Origin of the sequence: Pseudomonas sp. D1-36 (genome assembly GCF_051132205.1) — a bacterium.
GTDB lineage: Bacteria > Pseudomonadota > Gammaproteobacteria > Pseudomonadales > Pseudomonadaceae > Aquipseudomonas.
The window spans coordinates 4,211,500-4,227,172 of record NZ_CP071674.1 but is presented as its reverse complement, the minus strand read 5'-3'; the positions used below and the strand labels follow the sequence as shown (position 1 = coordinate 4,227,172).

Genomic DNA, 15,673 nt, shown 5'->3' with positions numbered 1-15,673 from the left:
TTGGCCATTCGGGCCTTCATCTGGAAGCGTCCAAGCGGCAGACCAGGCGAGCATCCGTTGATTGCTATCTATAGTGGCATCCTTAGTGACTGGGATCAGGATGGCGATCCAGGAGAAGATAAGTGAGTGCCTGAGCCTTGTATTTGATGCAATGAGTGGCGCGCACAAACCTCTCGGACGCGAGCTTCACAGTCACCCCCGTACAGAGCCAAATCTTCATGAAAAGCAGATTGGCTATGCCGTATCTAAACCCAGCTGCTGACTTTCGATAAAGTAATTCCCTTCAATAGACTCAGGGGTGGCTTTGGGCTACTATCAGGGCTATTCGGGTTTAAAGAGTTAGCTGTGTAATTAAGAGTGCGCGGCTAGTTATAACAGGGTTGGCCTTAAATTATGCAAGTAAGTAAAATGAAAAGTGTAGAGATTAGCGAGCACTCAGTTGATTGGGAAAAAGCTTTTGCTATAGAGGCTCAGGCAATAAGGGACAGGTTGCGGGATCTTTCGTTTTTCATTGATCATGTAGGGTCAACATCAGTATCTAGTCTGCCCGCAAAGCCAATTATTGATATTTTAATAACTCTACAGGACTGGAGTGCGTCTGAGGGCGTAGTGAGTAACATTCAAGAGTTGGGTTACCACGTCAGAGAAAATGATTTGGATGCTCCGCGTTATTTTTTAGTTAACTATTCGTCCCCTGATAGTGTTGGTTATCATATTCATATTTGCAAGCCTCAAAGTACCTGGGAGCAGGATATGATAAACTTCAGGGACGAGTTGCGTATAAATGATAAACTCGCTTGCGATTACGCTGTGCTCAAGAAAGAATTGGCCAAAGCTCATAAGGATGATGTTGATTCTTATGTCTTGGGCAAAAAAGATTTTATAGAAAAAGCATTAAAAAAACGAGCGCCTAAGTTTAGTATAAATAAACTCCTTACACACCAGAATGTAGAGTTCGATAAGGCTGATCGCTACGGTAGATCAATGATGTGGCTGCAGTTGTCTATGGCTTTTACTGCTGCATTTTCAGTGTATGTTGATCAAGGCTGGGTGCTTTTGTTAATAGCACTTATGGGGTTTGGGTCTCTGGCTGTCTGGCTAGTGCTAAGCCAGTCTAAACAACAGCATCGTGCAGCGGGAGATCAAGCTCGGCGTGCAGTATTATTTATGAGTGGTCTAGGCAAAAAGCCATCTCTAGAAGAGCAGCAGCGAATTCTTAAAAAGTTCACTCTCTCGCTGTCAAGTGTTGACTTGGCTCTGGAGGAAAATCGCTTCGCCAGTCGTGAGTTTCCAGGCTATCAAAGATTGGCGGAGATTATTGAGGAATCTGCATTTTGGACTGGTGATCTTCATCGTGGTAGCGCCGAATTTATGGGTAAGGTTTTATGGGGGGCGTTATTGTGCTCCTTTGCAGTGAGTATCGCTGCTATTGTGATCGCCCCTCAAAATAGCCTAATAGCGTTCAATAGGGCTCTGATTGCAGTGATGCTATTCTTTATATCGTCTGACATGCTTGGGTTGTACTTTTCCTATAGGAGATCAGCAGCCTCTCTAGATGAAATATTTCATAGGGTTGAGATATCTGCCCTAAGAGGTTATCTGGATTCGGATATTTTGCTTTTGGCCTCTGATTATAATGCTGTCATCGAAAACTCTCCATCTCCGCTTAATTTTTTCCTTAAGTCTAGGGTGAATAAACTGAGCCTGCGGTGGGAAATTTATAAGGGGATTAAACGAGCTGGTGCTGCGAAAGAGTTTGAAGGTCGACGCTCTTATCGATAAATTCTTATGCGGATGTACAGGTTTTATATATGCATAACGTATCGCGAGATGGTGTGTCCGGAGACGCTCGTAGATCTCATAGTAAATATGCACTACTACTCAAACTAGCTTGCAGCGATTGATGGCAGTTAAAGACGAAGCACTATTCTCCCTTCTATGGCTTCGTCCGTCGTTGTACAACGGTGCTATTGGTGATTCGCCTGTTGATCTTTTCCTTCCAGGCGATCTGCTTAGCGCTGAGATTACGCTTGAGCCGGGTGCTCATCAGAAATGTGAACTCGCTTTCGTAGATGTACCCAAACTTGTAGGCATGAATGATGAGATCAAGGTTCGCGTTGGCCTGACTGTTCTTGGCGATACGCTTCAATCCATCAAACAGCGTGCCGGTGTCGATGCCGAGGAAGCGATTAATGCACACGTTGCCTACATAGGTCTTGTGACCTGTCAGCTTGTTCTGAATCCAGCAGTGCTCTTTGATATCCTGCCCGCAGGGGCAGTTATCAAATTCCTCGCTGATCTCGATCCCGACAAGTGTCCACTCCTGCCGAGCTACCGAGAAAGTTTTAGCCATTGAAAGCGGGAGGATATGTGCCTGCAGTCGTTCGAAATTGTGCTCCATATGCGCCTCCGCGTTGATCCTTCAGACCAGTCTCAAAGGTGACTCAGGTGGTGTGAGCATGAAGCGGCTTTCAACCATCTCGCGGGTAAGCCCACAAGCCTTGAGAGCCTTTCTCCAGCTAGCGTGATCCAGCAAATCCAGTGCGCGCTGCACCAGTCGAGGTGATTCCATCTCGATCTGATCATCGAGATCTTCTCGCCGTGTGAAGCCCTTGCGATTCAGATAGGTGAAGCCTGACTTGGCCTGTTCTTGGCTGATGAGATCCAGAGCCTGAGCCCGATAGATCAGAGCCTTGAAACTAACCTTCCACCTCAGCTTGAGCTCACCCAAGGCTTGCCAGTTGAGATACCGGCCTCGCATTGCAGGGAATTCTCCTGCAAAGCTTGCCCTGGGCATCAAAAGGGCACTTGCGAATTGGTTGGCCTGATCTTCCGTGTGCCGGCAGCCCGTTTCCACACCTTGGTGCATCACCAGGTGACCGAGCTCATGGGCGATGTCGAAACGTTGTCTGCATGGGTTCTGCTTGGCGGTATTGCGAACAATCAGTGGGCGCTTGTTGTGTAGGGAGAACGCGTCGATGCGGTCATCCGCTTCAGCGATATTGACGACCAGCACTCCAATCTTCTCGACCAGTCTGGTGACGTTCGAGAGAGGCCCAAGCCCCAACGATTGCTCTCTACGAAAACGCTCTGCAATCTGTTCGATAGTATCGACGCTTGTCACTGGTTCATCGTGTGTCCAAAAGCTGATATCCGGGAACGCGACTTCTTTGTCGAGCTCATCGATCAGCAGTTCGAAAAGCTCAACCTGAGCTGCAATCGATTTCTTCACCGTCACCGTTGAGGCGCGCACGCTTCGGAAATGGCATTGCTCAAGTTCAACGGAGCTGCGTCTAGGCGCAAAGAAAAACTCCTGAGTGACGCCCAGAGCCGTGCTCAGCATTTCCAGCTGTGCGGCGGAGGGAAATCCATTCACCTCCAGTTTGTGAGCATACTGCCGGGTAACTCCAAGCAGGTCACCGATGTCTGCAAGCGACCAACCGGACGCGCAGCGCGCAAGGCGCAGCTTGTCCGGAGAGAATTCGTCGCCTAATGCCAGTTGCTGTGTTCTATCGTCCATCTACGCTGCCAGGTTCGTCGGGTTTTTTCGTGTCGGCGTCTTTGTTTCTGCGAACCACCAAAGGTTCCTCGATCTCGACTTGAGCAGGGAGATCGCTGGTTCTGACCGGCACGCTGGCCTTGTATTCATGTGCCCAGTGGCAAAGGATATTTTGGTTGATATCGAAGCCCACGATCGTGGCTTTGAACTCAGGGAATTCGAGGTCGTTGTTCCCATCAACAAACAGTCTCCAAGTGGAAACCTCGGGGCTGGCCTCGAAGAGACTCAGTTGGTGCAGCTCGACCAGATTGGCCTTGAGCCGATGTAGCTTCTTAGGAGCATAAGGATCGTCGGTGACGATCTGTAGCAAAACACCGTTGATGCTGATCGTGAAGTCCATGGTGCCGTTTCGCAGCTCAAGCCATGGCAGGGTCACATCGGCCCCCAACGCCTTACAGAGCCCTTGAAGACGCCCGTAGAGCAGGGTCGCGCGGGTGTATGCGGTATCGTTTGGTGTAGATGCATCAGCCAGCGCCTGATACGCAACTGAGATCACTTCCTGGCAGACCAGATCCAGGTATTCGGGGAGCAACTCGGGTGCGAAATGACTTGGGTGCTGGGTTTCGTGCATCGATACGACCTCGAAAACTGTGCAAATAAGGGATACTGTCAACCGGTATTTTTGTGCAGAAATCTTGGTTTGTCAACTGGATGATCTGCAGGCTCTTCGCACCCAAAAGCGTCTCAGCCAGCGGATACCGAGCCAAAGCGTTTATTGATCGGTCGCGTCTATGCGAGCTCTGTGAGCAGCCGACACAACGCATTGTTGGAGTAATGCTCAGCAGTTCCTGAAATCACTCAACCAGCGGCACAATCCGCTGCAAAGTCCCAGGACTCGCAAGCCTCGGAGAGCCCTCGATCTCATACACGCAGTGCTCAATCACGCGAACTCCTTGCGCCTGCAGGTTCCTGACGAAGGCAGCCCCCGACCTTTCCCCACCAGCACCGCCTTGAGCGGAGGTGAACACCAGTACCGGAGGAAGCTCGACCCCCAGTGCTTCGTTCGGGCTCAGTGCAAATCCTGCATCCCAGGAGTACCCCGCGAACTCGTCCGCTTTGATCATCCGATACGTCTGTGACTGAGACACGAAAAGCTCATTCGACCTGACGTTCACAATGCGAATCAGGGCGTCATCCTTACGTCGAAGACCACGAGGAGAAAGCCGAATCAGATCGCCCTTTTTAGGCACTTTCGTATCTGCTGGAACTGAGCTGTACCGCCGGTTCAGCAAGTAGGCAATCTCAGGGCAATCACAGATCACCGCGATGCGCTGAACATCCTCTGCATCGATCCGTGCCTCGATCTCGGAGAGTTTCCGAAGGCATTGCTGGATCGGCAAAGCACCTTGCTGGCGAATGCGGACATCCACTGTGGGGAAGTAGCGAGACATCTGGTCAACAGCTGCATTGGCCGGCAGGGTGGCATCGACCAGCGCAACCAAATTCACCACATTCTCCAGCTCTGCCAGCAGCTGAAAAATCTCGAACAAGGGCAACTGATTGAACTGATGTACGACGATTGCCTGGGCATGCGCGCCATCTGTAATTTCGTAGAACGGAACAGGGGCATGACCTAACTCATTTTCATAGGCTGCACCCCTGGCCTTCGCGATCGTCACCGAGGTCGGAACGGTATTCGTCAATAGCTCCGAGACCGCACAGTACTGCTGGGTGAATTCGACGGCTGCTTTGACATCGTCATATCGAACGAGCAGTACGCGTGAATTCAGTGCCAAGGTCACTTCGTCGAGCATGTCGAAAGCGAACATCTCCGGAGTGAACGCGCTCAAGCGGCTGAAGGCGTGTTCAATCTCACGCTCGCTATAGGTTGGATGAAAGGGCGTGCAGATCCTGGTCAGATGATGGCGTACTGCGCTCTGCAGGATATGGTTCGACTTGAGCTGAACGTGGCCCTCCGTCGCCACAACCCAGCCGTGGCCCTCACACTCGCGAATCGCCTCAAGCACATCATCCGAGTCCGCGATGACGCTGCCGATAACATCACCACCGCCATCTACCTCAACCGCATTTACCCCAACCACGTCAGCCCCACATCCGTAAACAGAAGCGACCTCAACAAGGGTGTTCCCCGTCGTTGAATGAGCTTCCAGATGCCTTAGCAGTGCCCAAGCCTTCCTCAATCCAGGCGTCTGATCGAAGCCTGGATGATCCAGAACTGAGTCGTCATTGGTCTCAAGAAACGGTAGTGCCAGTGGAGGTTGAATAAGGAGGAAGCAGGCGTTTAGTGGCAGACAAATCACCATCTGCTCCGCACTGGCTTGATCGAATCCTTGGATCATGAGTCCAGACACCGATTCCTGAAAGGCCTTGTACTCTTGCCATGCGAACTGCAACTGGGCCGTCTGAGCATCGCCAAGATGCTTCCCAAGAATGAACCGACTCTCATGGTCAAGCAGCTGCCGCACACTGCGCTGCTCCAGCAAAGCAGCTTGTTCCAAAACGCTCGCGAGTCCGGAGGGGGGTGAGTATTGAGGGAGCGCTTTCTGTGTATTAACGAAGCCCGCCAGTGTCCTGCATTCGTCATATTCCACGCAAAGAGCGGGGTACAGGTGGGTAATGACCAGCCCCCTCCCGCGCTTGGTGATGGACGCGCGATAGGTCATGCCGGGGAATATGGGTTTCGACACTAGCTCCGGATCGAGTCGCGCCTTGACGGATGTCCCGGTGGCCAGCGATAGGAGGTGGAATTGCCGCTCGCCACCCAGCGTGAGCGTGAATTTCCGGACGAAGTAGTACTTTGCCATTGGCCTAATGCACCGTTGGGTAGAAAGACAGGGAAATGAAGCTGGACGGAAGCTGCTGTAGAGCCGCGAATCGGGGCCTGCCAAGGGCCTAGTCAGAACGTGAGGATCTTCCCTGACCGAATGATCTCTTCCCGGAAAGCAGCACGCTGCAAGCCACGCTCGGCATCTCGCAGCTGGGTTCTGAGCAGCTGGATCTCGGTTCGTAAGCTGGTCAGTGATTTGTCGTACTGCGAATGGGCTTTGGTGGAGGGTTGAGATCGCACATGCTCCAGCAGCAGCTCAGCAATCTGGGACAGCTCTGGCCCGCCACGCCCCTCGTAGAAGACCTGCCTGGTAAGCCCCACCGTCCCGGCCAGCCATGCAAGGTTTATCTTGCCGGCCCGCATCGGCACGCTCTTACCTGACTCGATGATCTCCAGGGCTACCTGGCGCAGCCTCTTCGCCGACTCCAGTTCCGGTTTCATGGCGCGTAGCACCTCATGCGGCGAACCGCCACCAGAAGCACCTGCAGAAGCACCTGCACCAGAAGTACTCCCGGCTGACCTAGCCCCAATTCCCAACCCAACTTCAGCCTCAGCATTGGAGATACGATCATTCAGTTCCCGCACGGGCATTCTTCCATTCGACATAGGGGGCAATGAGTGTTGAGTCGGCTATCGGTTTCGGGATGCCGCTGACATCTGAGAGGTCGGTCAGGGTGTCGTTTATGATCCGAATGGCCCGCTTGTGATCGAGGATCCTGTCCACCAACTGGCAGGTCACTTCATACTCGCGCTGGTACTCAGCCACTCCGCTGGTCTTGGTCGCAGCGTCCTGAGACCGGGCAGCCTGCACGGGGCGTTTCGATAAATCGTCCACGATGTTGCGAAGCTTGGCGTTCTCCTCTTCCAACTGGGTGTTTCGGATCATGACCGGATGCAGTGGATCTATGTCTGTGTTGTATGGGGTGGGCGGGGTGCTTCCATTGCCAAGGAGCCCTGGGTAAGCGTCGAGGCACTTCCTGTATGACTTTCCACGCTTCAAGAGCAGGCTGCGGTCGACGCCGCAGATACGAGCGACTTCGTCTGCCAACTGACTGATGTTTTTGAAGGGCTCAGCCTGTTGTTGAAGCACCTGCAAGGCGGCATGGATTCGAGCAATCGTTGCCTTGAGTTGTGCTTCACCTCGTCGCTCTTTAGGTGTTCGAGCAGCCGGAGCTTTAATGGGTGTTCTTTTCATGGTCAGTCTCGCGCAGTCCTGCAAGCTCGCCTGGCCAATTCACCTAACTTGGACACACGAGCTCGCCTGGTCATCTCAATTTGCCCCTGCCATTGAGTCTTGATGGTTGAGGAGGAGGGCGGAGGGCTTGCTCAGTGCATACGCGGAGATTTCCTCAAATGTAAGGCCTGTACCGCCCATGATCGACAAGATCTGCCCGATGTAGATTTCCCTTTCCTCGAATGGTTGGTTGGCAACCTGGAGGAATTCGGGATTACGTGCCAACTCATCAAGAATCAGGGGGTAATGTTCTGACGCGAAAGCTGGAAACTGGGAGGAATCTATCAGCATCGAAATAACGCGCTGCTTGGGATCTGCCATATCGACACTGTGTCGAACAGCGTTCGCAAGGTCGCGATGACGAGCGATGTAGCCTTTAGGAAATTTTTCTTCTCGCCATTTTTTTTCGAGAATTTGGATGACTTGACGATAGCCAGCCAGCTCCAGGGTGCACAGCGAAAGTTCGTCGTAAATTATCTCGGCGTTGGATGAGTTGGGCTGGTGCTTTAGTGTCTGCTGTAGCCTAGGTTTGAGGTTTTCAGCACGGTTAGCAAGGTCGCGGACTTTTGCGTTAAGGCCAGGCAGGTGATCGACACCGAAGACAGCGTAAGGGCAGATACCACAGGTACGAGCCTTCCGGGTGAAAGCCATCAGTTTTTTTGGGCACTCGCCATCAAGTGCGCACATGCAACAGTCTAGAAATTTGATGCGCTGAGTTTTCGTGCTGGCAATCAAATCCAGGCCAGTTTCATCGGCGTCCAAAATATCAGGGATTACAGAGACAAGATGCTGGTCGCGCACGGTCTCTTCACGATGCTGTGTCCAGCCTTTGACTAGGGCTGAGTCGGGCGATGATGGGGCGGGAGGCCGTCCGGTCAGAGCCGCGAATGCGTGCGCCGAAACCGCTTGGTTGGCGGAATCAATCAGTGCCAGCGTTTCTTGCTTAGTCGGCACTACGTAATGAGCGGACGTGTACCGCTGTGCGTGGCCGACTTGTCCTCCGATAATGGCGTAGTCGAGGTAGGCATAAATTCGGCGATGAGTAATCCACGTCGCACGCAACGCATGGGGAGTGTGTACTGCTGACCAATTCCCACTGGCTGTTTGCTCCACGAAATCATGGCGATTTTCAGGGGATACGAAGCTGTTGTACACCTCCTGAAAGCCCCGAAGTATCAACGTCCACTTGAGGGCGTATGATGCATCGGAAAACGGTGCGCCGTTCGCGAGCCAGGGACTCCTGAAAAGGGGGTGGATTTTTTTATATTTATTAGTGCTATTGGGGTCTTTTTCGTAATAAATGCCCGTATATTTTTTGCCGTATTCTCTTGTCTGGAAATGGCGCTCTTGAAGCAGCACGTCCATGACTTTGTAAGGCAAAGTCACAGGACGGCTATTGCCGTTTTTGTCCGTGTTGACATAAAGAATACAGCTACTCAGACTCCCCCTCAGGGAATGATCATAGTATTTATCGAAGCTGCGAACATCAAGCCATTGGCAATTTTGCAAACGTAGGCCTGAAAACAGGGCCACTGTGAGCATCCTCACCTGCGATAACCATGGTACGTATACTTCCCCGTTACTGGATTTGAACTTTTCATTCTTCCAAGAGTACGCGTTGATGACTTTTCTGAGGGGGATCTCCAGGGCTTCAGAACTGCCATCAGGGTTCCACAGTTTGATGGAGTACGAAATTCCGTATTTCTCAATGTCAATCCAGACGCTGTTTTTCAGATCCAAGGTGTCTTGGAAGCTCAGTAAGCCTTTGATGCATTTGTCCTGGAGTTCGACTCCGACCGCATCGAGTGCCAACATGTAGGCTTCAACCATCATCATGGAGTTAATGGGCAAGGGAACCTTGTCACTTTTTCCCGACGGGCCACTTCCAGGTGAGTCCAGCTCTGGATGGACTGGGTTCTTGTAGGGCCCGCTGATCAGTACTTTGCCGTTTGGCAGTAAGTCGCTACCGTTCGCTATCGCGATCTCAAAAAAACGCCATACAGAAAAGATGAAGTGTGCTTTGGTTTTAATGCTCCGCTTGAGGTCATAAAACTGCATCAGCGTGAGGGGAAGATCGACCTCGGAGTTATCTTCGTTGTTAGTGAGCTTGGTATTTTTGCTCGTGCGATGCCAAAATATGGAGCGATGGAACTCCTCAATATTGGTCGGGAATTCGATACCGCTTTCTGGATGTTTGCTCAGCCATGCGGGCAGATACCTGCCCAGGTAGTCCATCAAGATATGAATATAGCCAATCTCTTGCCGGCGAGTGGTCTTCGCGAGTTCTTCGATATGGCCAAAATGCAGATTTCCTGCTTTGATCCATGAGCGCAAGTTTTCCTCAATGTGCGGGTTTTGTGGGGTGTTGTAATAACCCTCAACCCATTCGTATGTACCGTTGGTGGGTCGCCTGCGACCAGGCAGAACCGCGTACTCTTCGGGAGAGAGTACACTCTGCGCTTCCCAGCTTTTTGTATTGCGGGCAAGTTTTTCCTCAGATTTTTTTTGGTTCCTCTTCTTGCGGCCATCCAGCCCTGAGTTATAGCGTGCCCTTCTCCATTTGAGGTTTTCGCTTTTTGATTGATTAGGGTCGATCGAACCCCAGTGTTTTGCAAAGTCCGCATAAGATTTTCTGATTTCGGCGCTCGATTCCTCAATCCTTGTCGTACTTAAGTGAGTATGATAGCCCTCAAGCAGTCGCGCTTGATCAGGACTTACAATCGCCGGATATTTTTGGGCGAATAGGTGAAGCCAAGATAAATAGGAAAAGTGAAGGCATATACTGCCTTTCTTAGCTTTGCTTTTGATTTGACGTTGTTTGTCAACAACTGCAGGAGCTGCCTCCCATAAGTCTTCGAATACCACATCTTCAGGTTTTTTCCAGTTAACGCGATACTGGAATGTTCGACTGCAGCGCTTCTGATGCGACTCTTTAATTCCAGTGATCTCGTGAATGAAACCCTCAGATCTGTCAATCATCTCGGGATACTTGGGCCATACACCACTCAGGTTGAAGCTGTAGGGGAGGGTGGCGTTTCCCTTCGACCATAAGAGTACGAACATCGCCCGGATGGGGATGCGAAGTCCGCTTACATCTTTGGGAGGTGGCGTTTGCTCGCCCGTAAGCTGCACGTACAAGGGCATTGCAAGATCGAGCTGTTTGTCCGGTACGAGGCAGAGCCTGTAGAGCGTTGTGAGCTCCTGATAGGTCAAAGCTCGGCCTTTACGATGTCTCAGGAAGATGGTTAAGGCCAGGCGATGTCTGGCTTGCATATCCTTCAGAAGCTCGGGATTGACTTTCCCCGCAACCTTCTCGGCCTCCATGGCTTTCTGAGCCAGCTCTTCTAGGATTGCCGCAGCGCTCTCAAGAACATCATCGCCGTGCAGGGTGATACTGTCGGTGGTGTTGATCACGCTTCTGGGCCCCGCTCAAGCAGTTCTTCGCTCAAACGCGCGTAGGCCAGGCCACGGTAGTGGTCAATGCTTTCGCCCTTGCCTTGGTGGTACACGAGTTCGTTAGCAGCATCGACGTCCACAAGTGTGTTGATGCCCAGATCTGCGGCATAGATCTCGGTACTCCGGAGATCTGCGTGCCCCATCAGCAACTGAATTTCAGGTAGGTCGAGGCCCGGCTTGGGTCGGCCCGGCACCATTACGTAGTTGCGCGCCCAAACCCCGAAGAGGTGTCGGAAGTCGTGGGACGAGTAGTTTCCCTGGGGAGCGACGAACTTCAGTTTTTTCTGAGTGGCTTGAATGCGGCGGTTGATCGCCTTGTTGACGCTGTTTGAATTGAGTTCGCAGAGAGGTACACCGTAGGTGTCTTCATCAAGCGACAGCAGCAGCCAGCGGCTGTCGGAGCAGGGGCGCACAGCCATGTAATCAGCCAGCTTCTGCCAGAAAATGGATTTGAATGGCTCGAACATCGTCACGACCGCAGTCTTGCGACCTTTGAACCCAAAGCGTTCCTTGTTCGTGGTGTCACGAAGGCCATCAGGATCTTCGACGCGAATGATCCTCTTGTGAACGTCAACGTCCTCCAGGCGAACCCCAACCGCTTCCGAGAGCCTCAGGCTGCCAAGTCCCAAGCTCCAGATCAAACCGTCCAATGGCGTTGGGGCGTTCTCAAGCATGGGTAGGATATGTAGGAGGTCAATGTGCTTGGCCTTCCGGTCTTTCTTGACCTTAGGGGCGCGCAGGCCGCCTCGGGCTTTCTTTGCGCCGGCACCAAGAGTGGGTTTGACCTGCAGCGTATTGGCATGGATTCGAGCTAATTCCTGAGGGCTGCGCAGCCTGGGGTTGAGTTCCGGCAGCGCATTGGTTTGAGTCTGGGGAGGCAGGCCGGTTAGCACGGAGGTCAGTTGTGCCTGCTCGAACGAGATCGCGCTGCAGGCGGTCAGCAGAACATTGGCTGCTGCGATGTACGCTCCGGCTGACTTGGCGGAGATTGTTTTTCGGCCAGTTCGAATGAAGGCTTGGCGCACGATTGGGTCTTTGGCTTCTGCTCCCTCGATCAGATAAGACGAGAAAAGATGCATGGTTTTCGACGCAGTCTCAGGGTCGAGTCGGCCAGAGAGGGCGCCGGTTTCATAGAGGAACTCGGTGAAAACCCGCCCACCTCGCTCGATCGCAATAACCGAGTTGCGCGAGTAGCTGATGCCGATCTCGCCCCAGAGGTACTCGGTGAACTCGTTGTAGAAATCCAATGGTGCACCTGTGGCTGTCTCGTAGAGTCTGGGTGGTTCGCACTTGACTCGCGTGAGGCTATTCATCGCCTCGATGCTATTACCGGCGGGTGGCTGCTTTTGCGAGGCCATGGTGGGTGGATTCGAACCCTGGCCAACCAAGGCAATCTTCGATTTACGCATATATTGACAACGCTTCTGATTCGTGATGTAATCCAGGGGGCGGAATGTTATTGACTGTAAAGTACAATTTGAAATGACAAAAAGTTCTTAAATTTAAGATTTTTATGTCTTCATTTGTGTTTTTGTCGCCGTATTGTGCTAAATCAGGACGACCTTGAACCCATCTCGTATTCCCGCAAGGCCGCGTTGTTCAAGGCCTTGCCGTATCTCTACCCCCCCATAGCACGCCAAACCCAGATCGTTGAGCAACCAGTGCGCTCCCGCCCTCAATTTCATGATTTTTTGTCCGCTTTAGCTACGCACTATGGATGAATTGGCTGCTGCCAACCCGACGAACAGCCTTATCGGGGGGGATGTCACGATGGTCGGCCTCAGCGTTTTGCGGTAATTTGGGCTGGCATGAAGCCATAACCACAGCAGGACGCACCTTTCCGGCAAGGGCTTTAGATCCCTGGTCGCTATCGTTCCTGCACACTTATTTCGTGTCAGGAACGACCATGTCAGGGGGGGGGGCGAAACCGAAAAAATTGCGAGGCTCGCGGAGCTCGTTTCCATCGGGATCTTCAGCTTCTTCCGCTGGAAGAAAGAGGGGCCCGCGAACCTCAACTTCGGCTGTGTGAAGAAGGAAACACACGCGCACTTGAAGAGGTCTGAGCACACGCATCAGACTGACGTGGTGCTCAAGTACGCAGACCCTTATCTGAACAAAGCCGTCTACCTTCATACCGATTTGAAGAGCTACGCGGTGGGCTCAATCGCGCTGGACTCGATCAAGAAGGCCTTGGAGTCCTTGGGCAAGGCCATCGGCTGCGCCCGTGCATCGACGGGGTGGGAGACGCGTTAACACTTGGCTATCTTCACGCTCGTTTCGGACAGGGTCAGGAGCAAGTGCTGCTGATGGTAGTGATCGAGCCCACCATGGGAGAGTCAGTTCTGTGATGATTTGAACATGCACCGACATGCATCAAGATGCACGGCGCATTTCTTTTCGTTAACTGGGGCGGGGCTGGCAGCCGCCTCAGCATTAACTACTCGCTGAGAGACAGAGCACCAGGTTGGATGGCGTTGTGATATGGCTGAGGAGGCAACGACAGCTCGTTCGCACGGCCATTCTAACTAAATGGGTGGTTACCTGTGATGGCGATGGGAGTTAGCCGCTCCAACCTATTCAGGCCTCAGCGGTTTGTTGATATTGCTGACCGGCGCTTAGTCGATCTCCTTGGAAGTTATTTCCTTTTGAGATGGTTGCTGGCTGTCCGCCTAGCGACGCCCAGCCGCCCCGCAACTTCAACTTGAGTCAGGCCCTGATCCATTAGCGCTCTGGAACTTGACATTGAACAGCTAAGTCACAGGAACGCGGACAGACTTCACATCGGTTTTTGCCATCCGGACTTTACGTAACGGAACCTCGGTTCCTGAACCTTGGGGCCACCGTGATCTTCGCCCTCGATCCTAAAAGACTTGGCCATGAGATCTCGTAATCCCCCCAGGCGCTCCATTGAGGTGAGCTCCTTGGTTATGTCCTTCACGACGGTTGTGAAGGCTTTGGTCGATTCTGATTTCATGAACTCAGGTGTCGAGAGTGCGAAATCGCGGTCAGGTAGTGAAACCCCGAATAGGCTGGTGACTGAGCTTGCCGTTTTAATGAGGAAGCTGCCCTGAATGCCTTGAGGAGACCGTACACCATAGCTACGCCTAAGGTCGCCGCAAATCTTGTCGACGTCGTCCGTGAGCTTCGTAATGCGCTTGTTGCCGCTCGCAATGCCCTGCTCGTCGAACGCAATGCGAATGGCTTTGAGCGTTTCACGCATGGTGACGAAATGACCTTCGTTGCGGAGCTGCCTGGCACCCTCAATGGCATTGGAGACGCTACCAGTAGATTGAGTTAACCACGCCGAGAACAAGGGCAGATCCAATGCAACAGTTTGGGTTGCTCCGTGTGATTGGATTTCCGAAATGCTTGTTCTTGTCTTGTCCGCGAGGTTGGCCAGGAGTCGGGCGGTGAAATCATGGCCAAAGGCGCCGACTTTTTTCATCCAGTGCACCTGATAAGCGTGCCGGATGGGGTGGATGAAGGAGTCAGCTTTCAAGTGTTTGGCGGCAGTCGAGTAATAAATGGATTTATAGGCAAGCCAATTTAGGGAGGCTACGAACATCTCCAACTGCCTTGTGGGGCCACCATAGTCGCCCCGGCTGCTTTCTGAGAACTCTGACTTGCTGAACACGTGACCATCCGAGCTTACAAGCTTGACGTCCTTCGACCAGCGCCCGCGCGTTTCGCCTGCATCACTCAACTCTGCGAAGATAGCTGCACTTAAAGCACTGTACTTGCTGTATTCCTCAGAGCCACGGTACCCCAACATTCTCATGGTCAGGTAATACACGCTGGAGGCTTGATCCCAGGTGCACACCATGTTCATTTTTAATTGCTCCAATAGGGCGCTGAAGTCCTCATCCACAAATTCTCCCCCCCGAATTTCGGGACGGATTGATGCCGCTTCCTTTTGCGCGACCGCATCCACCTCCTCAAGACCAAATTCAGAAGGCGCCAAGAACCGAAGGTAAGGAAATTGCTGTTTCCGACTGTCTCTATGCTCAGGCTTGTAGTTGTCTATGCAGAGAAGATCATCGTAGAAGAGATTGCCTTGCAGAAAGTTCTCCAAAGCACACAGATCCCCGTTTATCGTGTCGCTGGTCTTGACTGCTACCGCCCCGGTGGCGCGCTGGACGGCTGTGAGTGTGGCATTGTCGATCAGTGCATACGTCATGGGTCGATAGTCTTGTCTTGAGATGGCCAGAAGGACGTTCGTTGAGGTGGAGGAGTAATTACGTTGCCAAGGCCTTAACTGCTTTCTTTACGGAAAACTCCTGCTCGCTCCCATCACTGAACTTCACGACGAACCCCTGCGTGGTGCCACCATTTGGGCCGCTCCCACGCGCGATATTGCGCGCGTAAAACGCAGCAGGATTTCCTGACGTTGGCCAGTTGGTGGCCTGGCAATACCGGAGGTACAGCTCTTCGAGCAAATCGAATTCAGTGGAGCCTTTTATATCTCCACCGCGGACGAGGTTTCTGTCACGCATGGCGTAAAAAAAGCGCTCCGCCTCAATTTGGGATGAAAAACGCTGACCTTTGATTACCAGTGGGTTTGGCATTTTCGTTCCTCTCTGCAGGGGTGCTGGCAGACTCGTCAATTGGTGGAAGGCCTGAATCCCGATAAGCCTCC

The 15,673-nt window shown here is 52.5% G+C and carries 12 protein-coding genes; 2 read left to right on the top strand and 10 right to left on the bottom strand.

All coding sequences use genetic code 11. From position 1 onward, the window contains the following. Positions 1 to 393 precede the first annotated feature (393 nt). Entirely contained in the window at positions 394 to 1,782 is a 1,389-nt protein-coding gene (locus J3P76_RS18730; RefSeq protein WP_434701109.1) for a GrpB family protein, read from the top strand. A gap of 154 nt (positions 1,783 to 1,936) precedes the next feature. Here J3P76_RS18730 and J3P76_RS18725 read toward each other — a convergent pair whose 3' ends face one another. From J3P76_RS18725 to J3P76_RS18690, 8 genes are all read right to left on the bottom strand, one after another. Then, positions 1,937 to 2,401, bottom strand: a complete 465-nt coding sequence (locus tag J3P76_RS18725) for a hypothetical protein (protein WP_434701108.1) — start codon at positions 2,399 to 2,401, stop codon at positions 1,937 to 1,939. 21 nt (positions 2,402 to 2,422) lie between these two features. Beyond that, positions 2,423 to 3,520 carry an ImmA/IrrE family metallo-endopeptidase gene (locus J3P76_RS18720; RefSeq protein WP_434701107.1) on the bottom strand — a complete coding sequence of 366 codons (1,098 nt, stop codon included), beginning with the start codon at positions 3,518 to 3,520 and terminating at the stop codon, positions 2,423 to 2,425. Beyond that, the gene (locus J3P76_RS18715) at positions 3,510 to 4,130 is read right to left on the bottom strand and encodes a hypothetical protein (RefSeq protein ID WP_434701106.1); all 621 of its coding nucleotides are present in this window, start codon (positions 4,128 to 4,130) and stop codon (positions 3,510 to 3,512) included. The genes J3P76_RS18720 and J3P76_RS18715 overlap by 11 nt, the downstream gene beginning before the upstream one ends. A gap of 223 nt (positions 4,131 to 4,353) precedes the next feature. After that, on the bottom strand, positions 4,354 to 6,324 hold the full coding sequence (locus J3P76_RS18710) for a hypothetical protein (protein ID WP_434701105.1): 1,971 nt from the start codon (positions 6,322 to 6,324) through the stop codon (positions 4,354 to 4,356). A 92-nt stretch (positions 6,325 to 6,416) separates the two neighbouring features. Then, positions 6,417 to 6,788 (bottom strand): hypothetical protein, encoded by a 372-nt coding sequence (locus J3P76_RS18705; protein ID WP_434701104.1) that lies wholly within the window; start codon positions 6,786 to 6,788, stop codon positions 6,417 to 6,419. Positions 6,789 to 6,915: 127 nt separating this feature from the next. Continuing rightward, positions 6,916 to 7,542: a hypothetical protein gene (locus J3P76_RS18700; RefSeq protein WP_434701102.1), complete on the bottom strand. Its 627-nt coding sequence runs from the start codon at positions 7,540 to 7,542 to the stop codon at positions 6,916 to 6,918. 75 nt (positions 7,543 to 7,617) lie between these two features. Next, positions 7,618 to 10,995, bottom strand: a complete 3,378-nt coding sequence (locus J3P76_RS18695) for a site-specific integrase (RefSeq protein WP_434701101.1) — start codon at positions 10,993 to 10,995, stop codon at positions 7,618 to 7,620. After that, positions 10,992 to 12,284 (bottom strand): tyrosine-type recombinase/integrase, encoded by a 1,293-nt coding sequence (locus tag J3P76_RS18690; protein WP_434701100.1) that lies wholly within the window; start codon positions 12,282 to 12,284, stop codon positions 10,992 to 10,994. The genes J3P76_RS18695 and J3P76_RS18690 overlap by 4 nt, the downstream gene beginning before the upstream one ends. Before the next feature lie 802 nt (positions 12,285 to 13,086). On the opposite strand from J3P76_RS18690, the gene J3P76_RS18685 reads away from it, so the two are divergent. Further along, positions 13,087 to 13,290, top strand: coding sequence for a hypothetical protein (locus J3P76_RS18685; RefSeq protein WP_434701099.1), 204 nt, complete (start codon positions 13,087 to 13,089; stop codon positions 13,288 to 13,290). Positions 13,291 to 13,813: 523 nt separating this feature from the next. Here the strand turns inward: J3P76_RS18685 and J3P76_RS18680 are convergent. Beyond that, positions 13,814 to 15,214, bottom strand: a complete 1,401-nt coding sequence (locus tag J3P76_RS18680) for a hypothetical protein (RefSeq protein WP_434701098.1) — start codon at positions 15,212 to 15,214, stop codon at positions 13,814 to 13,816. A gap of 58 nt (positions 15,215 to 15,272) precedes the next feature. Then, positions 15,273 to 15,602, bottom strand: a complete 330-nt coding sequence (locus tag J3P76_RS18675) for a hypothetical protein (protein WP_434701097.1) — start codon at positions 15,600 to 15,602, stop codon at positions 15,273 to 15,275. Positions 15,603 to 15,673: the final 71 nt, after the last annotated feature.